Genomic DNA, 15,583 nt, shown 5'->3' on the forward strand with positions numbered 1-15,583 from the left:
ATAATGATAAACATGCGAAAAACGCTAGAAAAGACGACCAAATTTAAACTTAAACTTTAAAATTAAAACTAGGAGATAGTCATATGGCAGTTACTAACTTAGCTGAGTTAGATAAGCTAATCACAAGAGTAAAAAAAGCACAAGAAGTCTACGCAACATTTACTCAGGAGCAGGTAGATAAAATTTTTGTCGCAGCAGCAACCGCCGCTGCCGCTGCTCGGATTCCTTTAGCGCAGCAAGCTGTAGCAGAATCTGGAATGGGGATTGTTGAAGATAAAGTAATCAAAAATTTATTTGCTGCAGAATATATTTTAAATAAATTCCGCAATGATAAAACGTGTGGCGTTATTGCCGAAAATGAGACGTTTGGAACAATCACTATCGCAGAGCCACTAGGGATTATTTGTGGGATCGTACCAACAACCAACCCAACATCAACCGCAATTTTTAAATCATTAATTAGCTTGAAAACTCGTAATGCGATTGTTTTTTCACCTCATCCACGCGCTAAAAGCTCAACAATTGAGGCTGCTCGTATTGTGCTTGATGCCGCGGTTAAAGCTGGCGCGCCAAAAGATATTATCGGTTGGATTGACCAACCTTCTATTGAACTATCAAATGGACTGATGCATCATCCTGATATCGCTGCAATTTTAGCAACGGGAGGACCAGGAATGGTTAAAGCTGCTTATAGTTCAGGTAAGCCAGCATTAGGCGTTGGGGCGGGTAATACACCTGTCATCATTGATGAAACTGCTGACTTAAAACGCGCAGTGGCTTCTGTATTAATGTCTAAAACGTTCGATAACGGAATGATTTGTGCGTCGGAGCAAGCGATTGTTGTTGTTGATTCTGTATACGATGAAGTCCGTCGCTTGCTTGGTGAGTATGGTGCTTATATTCTTGATGCAAAAGAAACTAAAGCTGTTCAAGGGATCATTTTAAACGATAAAGGTGCTTTAAATGCTAATATTGTTGGTCAACCGGCAGCAAAAATTGCTGAATTGGCTGGCTTTAAGGTTCCTTCCGCTGCTAAAGTTCTTGTCGGGGAGGTTACCAAAGTTGATTTGTCGGAACCTTTTGCTCATGAAAAGCTTTCACCAACACTTGCCATGTTTAAAGCAAAAGATTTTGCGGAAGCAGTTGATAAAGCAGAAAAACTAGTCGAAATGGGTGGGCTTGGTCATACATCAGTACTCTATACCGATCAAGATACTAACCGTGATCGTATTGCCTACTTTGGTAGCAAAATGAAAACCTGTCGCATACTAATTAATCAACCTGCTGCACACGGTGGTATTGGCGATTTATATAATTTTGATTTAGCGCCGTCTTTAACATTAGGGTGTGGATCATGGGGTGGAAACTCTGTATCTGAAAATGTGGGACCAAAACACTTAATCAATAAAAAAGTTATCGCTAAGAGAGCAGAAAATATGTTATGGCATAAATTACCAAGTTCTATTTATTTTAAACGAGGTTCATTACCTATTGCATTAAATGAGGTTATTGAGCAGGGTGCTAAACGTGTATTTGTTGTTACTGATAAATTCTTATTCAATAATGGTTATTCAAAACAAATTACTGATCAAATGGAAGCACAAGGTATCATTTGCGAAACATTTTTTGATGTTGAAGCTGATCCAACCCTAAGCGTTGTGCGTAAAGGCACCGATGCCATGATCTCGTTTAAACCCGATACTATTATCGCATTAGGTGGCGGTTCACCAATGGATGCGGCAAAAATTATGTGGGTTCTTTATGAACACCCTGAAACTAAGTTTGACGAATTAGCGTTACGTTTTATGGATATTCGTAAACGTACGTGCCATTTCCCAAATATGGGGCAAAAAGCAAAACTAATTTGTGTCACTACAACATCGGGTACAGGTTCGGAAGTTACCCCATTTGCGGTTGTAACAGATGATGCTACAGGTCAAAAATACCCGCTAGCTGATTATGCTATTACCCCAAATATGGCAATTGTTGATGCTAATTTAGTGATGAATATGCCTAAATCACTTTGTGCAGCAGGTGGTTACGATGCGGTAACTCATGCCTTAGAAGCCTATGTTTCAGTTATGGCAAGTGAGTTTTCTGACGGTCAAGCATTACAAGCATTAAGTTTACTTAAAGCTTACTTACCTGCTAGTTATAAAGAAGGGGCAAAAAATCCTGTTGCGCGTGAAAAAGTGCATAGTGCGGCAACATTAGCAGGCGTTGCTTTTGCTCAAGCATTCTTGGGTGTTTGCCACTCAATGGCTCATAAAATCGGTGCTGCATTCCATGTTCCTCATGGTGTTGCGAATGCAATGCTTATCTCTAATGTAGTACGCTTTAATGCGACCAATAAGCCAACTAAACAAGGTACTTTCAGTCAATATGGTCATCCACAAGCGGTTAATCGTTATGCTGAAATAGCGGATCACTTAGGTTTAACATCATCCACTGATAAACCAGAGAAGAAAGTTGAGAAACTGATTGGTTGGTTGGATAAACTAAGAGTTGATCTCGACATACCTTTCTCAATTAAAGATTTTGGCGTCAGTGAAAAAGCATTCCTTGCGCAAGTCGATCAATTAGCTGTAGATGCATTTGATGACCAATGTACAGGGGCAAACCCCCGTTATCCTTTAATTGCGGAACTAAAGCAGATCCTTCTTGATACTTATTATGGAAGACCTTATCAAGATAAAGGTGATATTAGCGAAGATGTTGCAATTAAAACAGCGGCCAAGGGTGCGGCGAAAGTGAAAGCTGAACGGAAAGTAGCTAAGAAAAAATAATATAATAAACTATATTATTATGCCACAACCCCCCCAATAATAAAGGGGGTTAAGATACCATATAAAAACTCGCATTTATGAAGTGACCCCCAATAGTTGGACAACCAATTACTGGGGGTCTTTTTATGTCAAAATACAGTCGAAATTTAAAAATTAGCATTGCTAATGAATTCTTATCAGGAGTATCATCGGAAATACTTTCGAAAAAATATTCTATATGTTCTAGCCAAATAAGGTATTGGGGGCAAGTGGTCGCGATTCATAGTAATGACTCTTTTCAACCAACATCGCATTTACGTGATGCGCAAGCAAGATTACAAGCGCTGGAGTTAATGTGGGCAAATGACTGGTCTCTCAGGTACACGAGTGCCATGCTTAATTTAGTCTCGCCAGGGATTTTGTCAGCTTGGCTTAATAGATACCGTGAAAAAGGATTCGTCGAGCTTGCACATCAATCTAGAGGAAGACTATCCATGAAGCCATCACGTATTGCATCGACTCATTGTAATGATGAAAAAACAGTTGAAGAATTAAAAGAAGAGATAACTTATTTACAAGCGGAAAACGCTGTTCTAAAAAAGTTGGAGGAGCTAAGACAAACAAAACGTCAACAAACAAAGAAAAAACGTTAGTTGTTTTAGCACTTAAATCTCAACATCCTTTAAAGTATTTGCTGTCAGTAACACAGCTGGCAAAAAGTGTATTTTATTATCATGTTAACAGGTTGAAAGAGCCATCTCCTTATGAGAAGGAATTAAAGCGTATTGAAGCGATTTACCATGAACATAAAGGACGTTATGGTTATCGCCGTGTTCATTTAGCTTTAATGAATGAAGGGAGTCAGCTCAATCATAAAACAGTACAGCGATTAATGGGAGAGCTTAATCTTAAATCGACAGTAAGGGTCAAAAAGTATCGCTCTTATCGTGGTGAGATAGGTAAAGCAGCCCCCAATCATCTTAAAAGAAAATTTAACGTTTCAAAACCGAATAAAAAATGGGTAACCGATGTCACAGAATTTAAAGTAAGTGAACAGAAAATTTATCTATCGCCCATTATTGATTTATACAACCAAGAAGTGATTGCTTATAGTATAGCTAAAAATGCACGGTTGACTTTAGTCACCGATATGCTTAAAAAAGGACTGTCACGATTAAAAAACAAACAAAGGCTCTTACTACATAGTGACCAAGGCTGGCAATATAGAAATCCCATTTATCAGAAGCAACTCGCTGATAATGGTATAAAGCAAAGTATGTCGAGAAAAGGAAATTGCTTAGATAATGCTGTTGCTGAAAACTTTTTTGGACTATTAAAATCAGAAATGTATCATGGGCAACATTTTAAAGATGCCGATGAATTGATTGAAAAAATAGAAGAATATATAGAATACTACAACACGAAACGGATTAAAGTTAAATTAAACGGCCTGACTCCGGTAGAATACCGAAACCAGACCTTACGAGCTACTTAACCAAAGTGTCCAACTATTGGGGGTCACTTCATTTAAGCGAGTTTCAGATTGTTGACAAACCTCGATATTATTCGGGGTTTATTTTTTTATTTTAGCCATAAATACGATTTTTAATTGAAATTTTATTAAATCCATTCAAAAGTGACCTAAAATAGAGCAATAAAAATAGCTTTAGCGCTATTTTCTTTATATTTTGTGCTGTTGCGGCTAACAAACACTGCATTTGAACCTTAGCAAGCCCTCTAAATCTCGCATAACGATGTCCATGATGTTGTTTGGCGTCAGCAAAACTTCGCTCGACGGTCTCTTTTCGTCTCGCATAAACTTTTTTACCCCATTTACTTAGACGAATATCATTCGCTTTTTCTTTATCGGCTTCCCAGATATGGCGAGTAATGATTTTCAGACTATTTTTACTTTGTGTACACTGTGATAATAACGGACACTGCTTGCAAACACCTGCTTTAGAATGATAATGACGGTAACCTTCTCGACTTGTCGTTTTATAAATCAGTGATTGCCCATTGGGGCAGGTATAGGTATCGCGTTGACTATCATAAATAAACTGCCGTTTTCGTATGGCATTCGCACCGTGATTCGGCCTGCGATAACCGATTACTGGATATATCTGCTCAGCTAACAATAAATGGCAAATAGGGGCGGTAAAATACCCCGCATCAAGACCCACACCAACAGGCGCAAAGTTAAACCGAGTGACCTGCCGTTTGAGCCGAGCAAGATAAGGTTGAGAATCATGAACATTTCCCGCCGTAACATGCGTATCGGTAATTAGATTATGTTTACCATCAACCGTTCGGTGGTCAAGATAAAAGAACCCTTTAGGTTTGCCTTCCCGATGCATAAAACCGCTTTCTCGGTCGGTGGTGCTGATTTTAATTGCTTTATACCGTGTTTCCGTCCTTGGCGCTAAGGCTTTTTTCCATGTGTAGCCCGCTCTTCCTCAATTGCTTTATTTAACTCATTAATATATTGGCTCGGCTCAATAATACGCTTTTCATTACATGCTTTTCCCTTATTGGCACTGGCTTTAAGATGCGTGCTATCCGAATATAAGATACGGCCGCTAATTAAGCCTTTCGCGATAGCTTGCTCGACAATATTATCAAAAATCTGTTGATAAATGTCACTATCATTAAATCGACGTCGACGATTTTGGCTTAGGGTTGACGCGTCAATCACTTTTTCGGTTAATCCCATCCCCAAAAACCAACGATAAGCTAAGTTAACCTGTATTTCTTGCACCAATCGCCGCTCACTGGGAATGCCGAAAAGATAACCTAATAACATAATTTTGAATAATCTGACGGGATCTTCTGCCGGGCGTCCATTATCCTTACAATAAAGGGACGCCACTGCATCACGAATAAATTCGAAATCAATAATCTTAGCAATTTTACGGACAAGGTGGTTTTGAGGAACAAGGGCTTCGAGCGATATTTGTTCTATTTTTTCAGGGGTTGCTGGTGTCGGTTTTCTAAGCATCGGGACATACCTTTGATAGTTACACACCACACTATTAGATCAAAAAACTCGCTAAAAAGCGAGTTCTTTGTCAACAATCTGAAACTCGCGTTTAAGCGAGTTTTTTATTATTAATTTTAGCTAAATAATAGAGATAAAACATGGTGTGTAGACAATGTGGCAATAAAATTATTTTTTTCACTATATTTTTCTCGATTATTTAAGAAAATTTCGAATAGAAGTCATAATTTTTGTTAAAAAAATAAACTTATTATTAAATATGAAGTTAAAAAAAATGGGAGGCTCTAAGTTGAAGTTTTTTTTGTACGATTTAAATTCATAATCTACAAAGGGAGGATTTTTTGTTTTTTTTTTAAGCAAATAAAATGAAAATGTTTTTTTTTGCTTGCCAAGGGGGGGCAATATAGCCTACAATGCGCAGCACTTAGGCAGGCCGGCTTAGCTCAGTAGGTAGAGCAACTGACTTGTAATCAGTAGGTCGCCAGTTCGATTCCGGCAGCCGGCACCATTAGTCCTAAGTAAATTAATTGAAGTTTCGGGGTGGGGTTCCCGAGCGGCCAAAGGGAGCAGACTGTAAATCTGCCGTGTCACACTTCGAAGGTTCGAATCCTTCCCCCACCACCATTTAATTTAAACGTTTAAATAAAATAGAATTCAAAATAGCCAGTTCTATTTTATCGCAGCTAACTAAGTGTTGAATCTAAATTTCAGGTGTTATTTTCAAGCATTTTGTCAGCCAAATATTTTGAACATGCGGGCATCGTATAATGGCTATTACCTCAGCCTTCCAAGCTGATGATGCGGGTTCGATTCCCGCTGCCCGCTCCAATGCTGATATGGCTCAGTTGGTAGAGCGCACCCTTGGTAAGGGTGAGGTCGGCAGTTCGAATCTGCCTATCAGCACCACTCATTGGTATTAAAAATTCATCTCCAGCCTTTATTTTTGAGTAGATAATAGTTAAATTTTTTCAGTGTTACTGAAACAAATTATTTAGTGAGTTCCTGACTATAAAACTTGTAAAAAGGTGCACTTATCTGCTATCATTCAGAGCTGATTTTTAAAGTCAGTATTATTTGCATTGAATGAGTTTTTAATCATCTCAAAAAGCATATAATACAAAGTTAATGTGGTGTTTTGGCACCGATTTGTATTAAATTAGAGGGACAATAAATGTCTAAAGAAAAATTTGAACGTAAAAAACCCCACGTTAACGTAGGTACAATCGGCCACGTTGACCATGGTAAAACAACTTTAACTGCGGCTATCACGACAGTATTAGCAAAGACATACGGTGGTAACGCACGCGCATTCGATCAAATCGATAATGCACCAGAAGAAAAAGCACGTGGTATTACAATCAATACATCACACGTTGAATATGATACACCGACTCGTCACTACGCACACGTAGACTGCCCAGGCCATGCTGACTATGTTAAAAACATGATCACTGGTGCGGCGCAAATGGATGGTGCTATTTTAGTTGTAGCAGCAACAGATGGTCCAATGCCACAAACTCGTGAGCATATCTTATTAGGTCGTCAAGTAGGTGTTCCTTACATCATCGTATTTTTAAACAAATGTGATATGGTTGATGATGACGAGTTATTAGAATTAGTTGAAATGGAAGTACGTGAGCTTCTATCTCAATACGATTTTCCAGGTGATGATACACCAGTAGTACGTGGTTCAGCGTTACAAGCGTTAAACGGCGTAGCAGAGTGGGAAGAAAAGATCATTGAATTAGCAGGTTACTTAGATTCTTACATCCCAGAGCCAGAGCGTGATATCGATAAACCTTTCCTACTACCAATTGAAGATGTATTCTCAATTTCAGGTCGTGGAACAGTAGTAACTGGTCGTGTAGAGCGCGGAATTGTAAAAGTTGGTGAAGAAGTTGAAATCGTTGGGATCAAAGACACAGTAAAAACGACATGTACAGGTGTTGAAATGTTCCGTAAATTACTTGACGAAGGCCGAGCAGGTGAAAACGTTGGTGTTTTATTACGCGGAACTAAGCGTGAAGATATCGAGCGTGGTCAAGTGCTTGCGAAACCAGGTTCAATCACACCACATACTGATTTCGAATCAGAAGTGTATATCCTAAGCAAAGAAGAAGGCGGACGTCATACTCCATTCTTCAAAGGTTACCGTCCACAGTTCTACTTCAGAACGACAGACGTAACAGGAACAATCACTTTACCAGAAGGCGTAGAGATGGTAATGCCAGGCGATAATATCAAGATGGTTGTATCATTAATTCACCCAATCGCGATGGCAGATGGTTTACGTTTTGCTATTCGTGAAGGCGGACGTACTGTTGGTGCGGGTGTGGTTGCTAAGGTTATTAAATAGGTTAGATTTATAATGATAAGGGATGAAAAGGGTGCCTTACGATGCCTTTTCTTCTCTTGTTGAATTTTTTTAATACTAATAGTCTATTTGGTAAAATGTTTTAGATTTTTACTGGAGCATTTTATAAAATAGATTATGAGACAAAAATAAATAATGGGTTTTATATGAGTACTGTTAGTGATAATCATGGAACAAGTAAAACGCTTGATAAAATTAAGTGGTTTTTCGTTTTTATTCTGGTGGTTTTTGTTATATGGGGTAATTTTTATTTTGCGGGGCCAAATTCTATCTACCAACCGAATATGGTTATAAGAATTCTAGGTGTAATTGTTGTTGCAGTTTTAGCATTGTTATTAGCAATAACTACACAAAAAGGCAAAAGTCTTATCGGCTTTGCTAAAGAGTCTCGTATGGAACTTCGTAAAGTTGTATGGCCAACAAGAAAAGAAACAATACAAACTACATTATTAGTCGCTGTGATAACAATAGTTGTAGGCCTATGTTTATGGGGATTAGACACTTTCTTCTTTTGGATAATATCAAAATTAACAGTGTTAGGACATTAGTATGAGCGAAACACAGAAAAAACGTTGGTATGTGATTCAAGCTTACTCTGGCTATGAGTCGCGCGTTGCACAGTCATTACGCGAATATATTAAGCTACATAATATGGAAGATTCTTTCGGTGATGTATTAGTGCCGACTGAAGAAGTTGTTGAGATGAAAGGCGGGCAGCGCCGTAAGAGTGAAAGGAAATTTTTTCCAGGTTATGTTTTAGTTGAAATGTTGATGAATGATGCTACTTGGCATTTAGTCCGAAGCGTTCCTCGAACTATGGGATTTATTGGCGGAACATCTGATAGACCTGCTCCTATTTCACAACGAGAAGTCGATGCCATAATGAATCGTTTGCAACAAGTTGGTGATAAGCCTCGTCCTAAAACATTGTTCGAGCCAGGTGAATTGGTTCGAGTTAATGAAGGACCATTTGCTGATTTTAATGGTATTGTAGAAGAAGTCGACTATGAAAAAAGCCGCTTAAAAGTATCGGTATCAATTTTTGGTCGTGCAACTCCAGTGGAACTTGATTTTAATCAGGTAGAAAAAAGCTAAATATTTATCAGTCTCTGCCTTATGAAAAACCGGAATATTTTCCGGTTTTTTTATGTTAGTAATTAATTACTCTTTAATTCATATTGATAGTTGTTCTAACCGAACGATATACTTTATTTGCTCTTGCTAACCTGAATGTTTTGAATGGACCAAATAATGCGATTTGATGCAAGCGGTATAGCATTCTATAAATACAAGAAGCTATCCAGCCCTTGACACCCATCTGATTTTTACCAATAGTTTTGATTACGCCTTGGGCAGTATTGGCCAGTGAAATAATTGTTCCTTTATTATTGTATTGGAAATGTTTTAAGGTCTCATTATTTATGATAGATACAATATTTACCGCGCAAATACTCGCCATCTGATGAGCTGCTTGTGCTGTAGCTGGCGTAAATCCACCTTCAGCTTTTGCACAACAGGTGCAATCACCAATAGCAAAAATGCTGTCATCACGCGTTGTTTGTAATGTTGGTTTAACAATAAGTTGATTTACACGATTAGTTTCCAAACCGGCTAGGTCTTTTAGAAAATCGGCAGCTTTTACTCCTGCTGTCCACATCATAATATCAGCAGGTATTGGTGCCTCATCCTCTGGGTAAAAATGGTTATTATCTGCTTTAACGATCTTCGTTTTTGTTAAGACTATCGCACCAAGCTCTTCTAGCTTTGTTTGAATATTCTTGCTCACATTTTCAGGCAGAGCAGGTAAAATTCGATCAGTAGCTTCTATAAGTGTAATATTTAATAGTGATGGCTCTAATTTTTCAAATCCATACTGACCTAATGTTTTAATCATCCTAAATAATTCAGTCGTTAACTCAACGCCAGTTGCTCCTGCTCCAACGATGGCAATATTAAGTTTTTCATTTTTTTCAATTCCAGATGAGAAACGAAAAAAAGTTGACAGTATTGATTTTCTAAAACGCTTGGCTGACTCTTGGTCATCGAGAAATGTACAGTATTCTTTCACTCCTGGTGTACCAAAGTCATTTGAAGTACTACCAATTGCAATTACCAATAGATCATAACTAAGGCTGGTTTTAGGGAAGATAACTTGATTTTCATGATCGATTACATCATTAAGTTCAATAACTTTATTATCGCGGTCAATATTAATTAATTGTCCTTGCTTAAAGATAAAAGAGTTATTTTGCGCTTGGGAAAAGTAACTGACATGATCTAGTTCATCATTTAATGTTCCTGTTGCGATCTCGTGTAATAATGGTTTCCAGAGATGGTTTGTATTTTTATCGATTAATGTTATTTCAGCCTTACCTAATTTACCTAGTTTTTTTCCTAACAGGGTTGCAAGTTCTAAGCCTCCAGCCCCTCCGCCAACAATAATAATTTTTTTCATATTTTACACCCCAAGATGATAATTATAAGTATCATACTAAATAAGTGATTTTTTATCTAATTGATTTATATTTGTCGGTTTAATTTAAAACTACTGTTAACGGTGAAATAACGCACAATTAGTATAGTAATTTAATTATTATTTATATAAGATGCAGCACAATTTTAGTGGTATAATCGATAGCATCATTCATCCGTTTGATCGAAGTATTATCCTTGCCTAGTTTGATTCAAGTCTCGTTAATTTATTATGAATAAAAAAATATTTTTTGTTATCTTGCTTATTGTTATTACTATTTCAATGACAATTTTAATTCGTTCCCATAACAGCCCGCTAGTATTACAAGGTGAGGTTGATGCTCCTAGTGTTCGAGTTTCATCTAAAGCAAAGGGGACGGTGACGGTTATTGATGTTAACCGTGGTGATAGTATTAAGGCAGGGGATCTACTAATTACTTTAGATAGCCCTGAGTTGTTAGCTCAGGTTAAAGCTGCAGAGGCATCAAGAGATCAAGCTAAAGCTCAACTTGAACAATCTGAACATGGAACCAGAGAAGAAAGCATCCGTTATTATGAAGCATTACTTGCTCAGGCAAAAGTAACCTATGAGAATGCATTAAAGGAATATGATAGGAATAAGACGATTTCAGCTAAGGGTTACATCTCTCAATCTGTTTTAGATAGCGCTTTAAAATCTAGAGATGCAGCCTATCAACAAGTGCAGTCTGCTCAGGCGACTTTAGATCAAGCCCTACATGGTGACCGTGTTGAGCAACGAAAAATTTATGAAGCGCAACTACAGCAAGCAACCGAGAGCCTAAAACAACTAACCATTCAATATGATGATTTGCTTGTTAAATCACCTGTTGATGGTGAGGTTGGCTCTATCCCCGCCGAAGTCGGTGAAATATTTAATGCAACCAGTCCATTAGTTACCGTTATTCGACAATCTCAAGCCTATTTCGTTTTTAATGTTCGTGAGAATATTTTGGTGAATATTCATAAAAACGACCATTTTTTACTAGAGGTTCCAGCATTAGGGGATAAGAAAATTGAAGCAGAAGTTCGCTATATCGCCCCGATGGGAGACTATTCGACAAAAAGGGCAACAAGGGCGACAGGGGATTTTGATTTAAGAACATTCGAAATTAGACTTTATCCTATAGAGCCAGTTAAGGATCTTCGTGCTGGTATGAGTGTTTTATGGAAGTTAGAACAATAATTATTTATTTTTTTCAACGCTTTAAGGCGGCATTTAATAATGAAATGCCCTATATTTTTAAGCGCTTTACTTTCCATTGGTTGTTATGGGTGATGCCATTAATGGTTTTCATCTTGATCAGTAATATTTTCTCTAGCGGTGTATTATATGACTTACCTGTTGGCTATATCGACCAAGATAAAAGTATTTTATCACGCGAAATAATCAGAGATCTTGATGCAGGAGCTCATGCTCAGTTAATTGATTATGGTGACTCATTAAATGATGCTGAAAGAAGCTTAGCTCAAGCTAAGATTTATGCATTATTATACATTCCAGCAGGTTTTGAAGCCGATGTATTATCTGGTAAGCAGCCAACCCCGATTCTATATTATAATGCTTTATATTACAGTGCTGGGTTATATTCAGTTATGGACTACTCGGGCCTTATAGCTGAGCTTAATAGTCAGTATAGAGGTGTTTTGATAGCTAAAATGGGGTTATCAGCACCTAAATTAGTTAATGCAACGTTCAGTTATGATGGGTTGTTTAATGCTAGTGGTAACTCTCTCTATTTTCAGCAATTTTCTGCTACAGTTCATTTGTTACAGCTATTTGTTGTTACTATGACTATTCATATTTTAGGCAAGTTGCCCAGACGAACTCGACCGAATTATCCATTTATACTGGGAAAATTGGCTCCATATACTTTGTGGTACACAATGCTGCTAATTTTTGAAATTGGATTGCTTGTCTCTTTCTCACAAGCCCATGTTTCTGGTAGCCCTTTTGCGATGCTAGCTGTTTGTTTTTTTTACGTCATTGCAGCACAAAGCTTCGGTATACTGCTATTTAGCTATACTCGCTCAACTATTGATGCTTATTCCTATATTGGCTTATTAGTTGGTCTTGCATTAACTTATTCTGGTGTTGTTGTGCCTGAGTTATCAATGCCCGAAATAGCAAGAGCTATTTCATCTATCGAGCCGCTGACCTATGCGTTAAATACTCTTTTTGATCTATTTATAAGACAGGCAACCATTTTATCTGTTGTTAAAGCTTGCTTAATTTTAATGATTTATCCAATCATTATTACCTTACTTGTTAGGAAGCGCTTAGTTAAGCGTTTACATAGAGAGGAAGCGAAATAATGTTTAAAATGTACTGGTCTGCATTTATTAGTATTACATTACGTTTTTTAGCTATACCTAAATGGTTATTATTGCTCGTATCAGTAGGTTTGATGAGCTTAGTTTACATTAATGGCAGTGTAACTGACTTACCTATCGCCATTGTTGATCTTGACCATACTACATCAAGTCGAGAATTAGTTCGAGAATTTGCTACAAGTTCAAAAGTAAGTATTATTACTTATGAAAATTCTTTAGATGCTTATGATGATATAAATGCTCGTAAATTGTTTGCTGTTATTACAATCCCACGTAATTATGAAAAAAACTTATTTAATGGTGAGAGTGCTATTATTTCAGCTTATGGAGATGCTTCAAGCCGATTAGCTAATGGGCAAATTCAGCAGGATCTAAAAGCGATTTATCAGCAAACCCTAACAAATTATAACAGTGCTATTATGCGCAATAGCGGCTTTACCCCTGTACAAATTGACGTAGTGCTTGCACCCATAAAAAGCCAAATGGACCCTCTATTTAACCCTGGTATTAGTTTTGCTGCAATAACTTTTCCGGGTTTATTAGTGATGTTATTACAGCATTCATTACTAATTTCTTCAACTCGAACGCATATAGCATTAAATTCTCTACCACAAGGTAAACCGCCTAGAATTATATTTATTGGAAGCCTTTCCGCATTATTACCGATTTGGCTATTTCTATCGATTGTATTATTTGGATTGTGGCCATGGGTTCTTGGCTATAGACAGCTCGCATCCTTGTCGCAAATTTTATTAATGACATTGCCCTTTTTGTTCGCGGTACTGGGATTTGCTAAATTATTAACAGAGTGTTTAAGGAGTGTTGAAATGATTTATTTAACGCTTGCTTTTCTTACTACGCCCGTTTTCTATTTATCCGGCACTGTTTGGCCGCTATATGCTATGCCTTATTGGGTTCAATGTATTTCAAAATTATTACCTTCTACTTGGGCGACTAACATGATTGCAGGCGTAAACCAAATGGGGTTAAATATATCGGATAATATTTTTAATTTATTTATGTTAGTTATCTTAGGTATATTCTATTTTACAATAGGTGTATTTATTTCCGCATTAAGAGAAGGGCGCATACGTCAGCTACTTCGGTATAAGCATCAATTAAAACGAAAATTAACCCGATGAAAATTGCTATTGGTATTTTAGAATATTCATCGTAAGCTCTATTATTTTTTATCATAAAATAATTTGAACTAGCTCATATTTAGTCAACAATTATCGAGTTAACTTTGCTATATTGGTAGGTTTGACGTTATACTAATTAGGTTGATACTAAATTTGTGGGGCATTATATGAACTTTGATACATCCTTGCTTTGTGATTTTTATCCTGAAGATGTAAATGTTGTTGAGCCTATTTTCACTAATTTTGGTGGAGTGTCGATTTTTTCTGGTCAGGTTATAACTGTCAAGTGTTTTGAAGATAATGGTCTTTTATATGAAGTGCTACAAAACGATGGCACGGGTAAGGTGCTTGTAGTTGACGGTGGAGGTTCCACGCGAAGGGCATTACTTGATAGCGAGTTGGTTGATATTGCTATTCAAAATGGTTGGCAAGGTATCATTATCTACGGGGCAGTAAGACAAGTAGACTACCTTGCAGATGCTGAAATAGGCATTCAGGCTATTGCCGCAATACCCGCTGGAGCGGAAGATCAAGGTATCGGTGAGACTGATATTAAGGTTAATTTTGCAGGCGTTACGTTCTTTTCTGGTGATTTTATTTATGCTGATAATACTGGCATTATCTTATCTGAGATCGCATTAGAGTATAATATGTAGCAATACGTATGAAATAAAATCAGTCTAGGATTTTATTTCATACCTTTCGATTATTTATAATAACGAAATTTCATACTTAGCTTGCGCAATAGCCTTGTCTTTTAGTTCTTCGCTAATATTCGTTCCTTCTGCCCGGATGTACTTTATATTGGTAATTCCAATTAGACCAAATATAGCTTTAAGGTAAGGTTCTTGGTGATCGAGAACATCAAGAGGGGGAGTGCTATAAATCCCTCCGCGACTAGAGACGATGATGACTGGTTTATCATCAACTAGGCCTTTCGGTCCCTGTTCTGTATAGCTAAATGTCAAACCCGCTTGACAGATTTGATCGATCCATGTTTTTAAGCCACTACTAATACTTAAATTATGCATAGGTGAGCCTATAATCACAAGATCAGCTGATTTTAGCTGTTCAATTGAAGTCAAAATTTCATCATAGTTATTTTTCTGTTTATCTGTTAGCTTAGAGATATCGTGAGTTCTTATTGCCGTTAAGACATCGAGTGTCAAGTGAGCGGGCGGATTAATACCAAGCTCTCTTTCTATAACAGAAACATCCTTATTATTAGCTTTAAGATGATCAATTAATTCATTGATCAATAAATTTGAGGTAGAAAAATCATTTAGAATACTTGATTTGAGACAAAGAATTTTCATTACACTATCCTTTTTGGCTATTAAAATGATACAGGTATTAGCATATTATACATAATAGTTGACTAATTTTGTAGGTTATTAGTCGAATTATTTTAACTCATCTATTGGAGCAGGCTGCTTTGGTATATATATGAGAGATTGATTAGATAGTAAATAAATTCTGA

Annotated in this window: 13 protein-coding genes and 4 tRNA genes; 14 read left to right on the plus strand and 3 right to left on the minus strand. The window is 37.2% G+C overall.

Annotation, left to right across the window (positions count from 1 at the left end; translation table 11 throughout):
- The first annotated feature begins 83 nt into the window (after positions 1-83).
- The 3 genes from adhE to RHO12_09685 all read left to right on the plus strand — a co-directional run bounded on the left by adhE (position 84) and on the right by RHO12_09685 (position 4,260).
- Positions 84-2,786 carry a bifunctional acetaldehyde-CoA/alcohol dehydrogenase gene (adhE, locus tag RHO12_09675; GenBank protein ID WVD65643.1) on the plus strand — a complete coding sequence of 901 codons (2,703 nt, stop codon included), beginning with the start codon at positions 84-86 and terminating at the stop codon, positions 2,784-2,786.
- A gap of 125 nt (positions 2,787-2,911) precedes the next feature.
- Positions 2,912-3,418, plus strand: a complete 507-nt coding sequence (locus tag RHO12_09680) for a helix-turn-helix domain-containing protein (protein ID WVD65644.1) — start codon at positions 2,912-2,914, stop codon at positions 3,416-3,418.
- Entirely contained in the window at positions 3,316-4,260 is a 945-nt protein-coding gene (locus RHO12_09685; protein ID WVD67400.1) for an IS3 family transposase, read from the plus strand. The genes RHO12_09680 and RHO12_09685 overlap by 103 nt, the downstream gene beginning before the upstream one ends.
- A gap of 91 nt (positions 4,261-4,351) precedes the next feature.
- Here the strand turns inward: RHO12_09685 and RHO12_09690 are convergent.
- A protein-coding gene (locus tag RHO12_09690; GenBank protein ID WVD65645.1) for an IS1182 family transposase occupies positions 4,352-5,763 on the minus strand; the annotation gives its coding sequence in 2 pieces (ribosomal slippage) (positions 4,352-5,190 and positions 5,190-5,763; 1,413 coding nt in all).
- A 432-nt stretch (positions 5,764-6,195) separates the two neighbouring features.
- Here RHO12_09690 and RHO12_09695 point away from each other — a divergent pair.
- The 7 genes from RHO12_09695 to nusG all read left to right on the plus strand — a co-directional run bounded on the left by RHO12_09695 (position 6,196) and on the right by nusG (position 9,232).
- Positions 6,196-6,271: transfer RNA gene (locus RHO12_09695), tRNA-Thr, on the plus strand.
- A gap of 31 nt (positions 6,272-6,302) precedes the next feature.
- Positions 6,303-6,387 (plus strand) — tRNA-Tyr (locus RHO12_09700).
- 129 nt (positions 6,388-6,516) lie between these two features.
- A tRNA-Gly gene (locus RHO12_09705) sits at positions 6,517-6,591 on the plus strand.
- Between the two features lie 2 nt (positions 6,592-6,593).
- Positions 6,594-6,669, plus strand: a tRNA-Thr gene (locus RHO12_09710).
- Positions 6,670-6,934: 265 nt separating this feature from the next.
- Positions 6,935-8,119 (plus strand): elongation factor Tu, encoded by a 1,185-nt coding sequence (gene tuf, locus RHO12_09715; protein ID WVD65646.1) that lies wholly within the window; start codon positions 6,935-6,937, stop codon positions 8,117-8,119.
- Between the two features lie 164 nt (positions 8,120-8,283).
- Entirely contained in the window at positions 8,284-8,685 is a 402-nt protein-coding gene (secE, locus tag RHO12_09720; GenBank protein WVD65647.1) for a preprotein translocase subunit SecE, read from the plus strand.
- 1 nt (position 8,686) lies between these two features.
- Positions 8,687-9,232: a transcription termination/antitermination protein NusG gene (gene nusG, locus RHO12_09725; protein ID WVD65648.1), complete on the plus strand. Its 546-nt coding sequence runs from the start codon at positions 8,687-8,689 to the stop codon at positions 9,230-9,232.
- A gap of 73 nt (positions 9,233-9,305) precedes the next feature.
- Here the strand turns inward: nusG and RHO12_09730 are convergent, their stop codons facing one another.
- Complete coding sequence (locus RHO12_09730) at positions 9,306-10,592, minus strand: NAD(P)/FAD-dependent oxidoreductase (GenBank protein WVD65649.1); 1,287 nt, start codon at positions 10,590-10,592, stop codon at positions 9,306-9,308.
- A gap of 249 nt (positions 10,593-10,841) precedes the next feature.
- Here RHO12_09730 and RHO12_09735 point away from each other — a divergent pair, with 249 nt between their 5' ends.
- From RHO12_09735 to rraA, 4 genes are all read left to right on the plus strand, one after another.
- Positions 10,842-11,813, plus strand: coding sequence for an efflux RND transporter periplasmic adaptor subunit (locus RHO12_09735; protein ID WVD65650.1), 972 nt, complete (start codon positions 10,842-10,844; stop codon positions 11,811-11,813).
- A complete protein-coding gene (locus RHO12_09740) occupies positions 11,795-12,943 on the plus strand; it encodes an ABC transporter permease (GenBank protein WVD65651.1) in 1,149 nt (382 codons plus the stop codon). Before RHO12_09735 ends, RHO12_09740 begins: the two co-directional genes overlap by 19 nt.
- Entirely contained in the window at positions 12,943-14,103 is a 1,161-nt protein-coding gene (locus RHO12_09745; GenBank protein ID WVD65652.1) for an ABC transporter permease, read from the plus strand. Before RHO12_09740 ends, RHO12_09745 begins: the two co-directional genes overlap by 1 nt.
- 167 nt (positions 14,104-14,270) lie before the next feature.
- A complete protein-coding gene (rraA, locus tag RHO12_09750) occupies positions 14,271-14,759 on the plus strand; it encodes a ribonuclease E activity regulator RraA (GenBank protein ID WVD65653.1) in 489 nt (162 codons plus the stop codon).
- A 54-nt stretch (positions 14,760-14,813) separates the two neighbouring features.
- Here the strand turns inward: rraA and RHO12_09755 are convergent, their stop codons facing one another.
- The gene (locus tag RHO12_09755; protein WVD65654.1) at positions 14,814-15,419 is read right to left on the minus strand and encodes an NAD(P)H-dependent oxidoreductase; all 606 of its coding nucleotides are present in this window, start codon (positions 15,417-15,419) and stop codon (positions 14,814-14,816) included.
- Positions 15,420-15,583 lie beyond the last annotated feature (164 nt).

The organism is Orbaceae bacterium lpD02 (assembly GCA_036251875.1).
Taxonomy (GTDB): Bacteria; Pseudomonadota; Gammaproteobacteria; order Enterobacterales; family Orbaceae; genus Orbus; species Orbus sturtevantii.